This is a genomic window from Pseudomonas sp. 24 E 13, from assembly GCF_900004715.1.
GTDB lineage: Bacteria > Pseudomonadota > Gammaproteobacteria > Pseudomonadales > Pseudomonadaceae > Aquipseudomonas > Aquipseudomonas orientalis_A.
Map to the genome: position 1 here is coordinate 1 of NZ_CVTO01000165.1, position 789 is coordinate 789.

Sequence of the window (789 nt, forward strand, 5' to 3'; positions counted from 1 at the left end):
CGCTCTCAAATAAAGCAGGCAGTGACGTCACGCTGAAGTTGGATAACGGCTCAAACATCACTATCAAAGCTGGTGAAACTGTCGGCACCGTCACCGTCCCTGCGCCTGCCGATGACGTGTTCATCGACAAGAGCACCCAGATCGTCAAAATCACGGACGCTTCCGGCGGCAACTTCGAGAAGCTGGTAGTTGCGCAAAACAGTGCCACGACAGCGGTCAACGACACCATCGACAAGGTGGATGTGGTTCTGAGCGCTACCACTACCGTCGGCGAAGGCGGCAATATCGTCTACACCGCAAGCCTTGTGGATAAAAACGGCGCACTGGTGACCAACATCACCAACCCGTTGACCGTCACCCTGGACAACGGCAAAACCATCACCATCGGTGTGAACCAATCGAGCGGCAGCGTTTCGGTTGTTGCGCCGGATGATGTGTACAAAGGCGATCAAACCGTCACGACCGCTATCAAAGGTGTGACCGGTGGCGAGCACTTCGAAAATCTCGTTCCAGGTACCGATAAAGTCACAACAACAGTGACTGACACCCCAGGTACTGATAACACCACCACTGTTACCCTGACCGCGCCGAGCGCAGTCAACGAAGGTGGCCAGATCACGTACACGGCCACGCTCTCCAATAAGGCGGGCAGCGACGTTACGCTGAAACTCGATAACGGTTCGAACATCACCATCAAGGCCGGCGATACCGTCGGCACTGTGACCGTCCCTGCGCCAAGCGATGACGTGTTCATCGACAAGAGCACCCAGATCGTCAAAATCACCGACG

The 789-nt window shown here is 55.6% G+C and carries 1 protein-coding gene; it reads left to right on the forward strand.

The window, feature by feature from the left end; translation table 11 throughout:
• On the forward strand, positions 1 to 789 hold a 789-nt coding region (locus BFP90_RS29390; protein WP_370671711.1), incomplete at both ends, for an immunoglobulin-like domain-containing protein.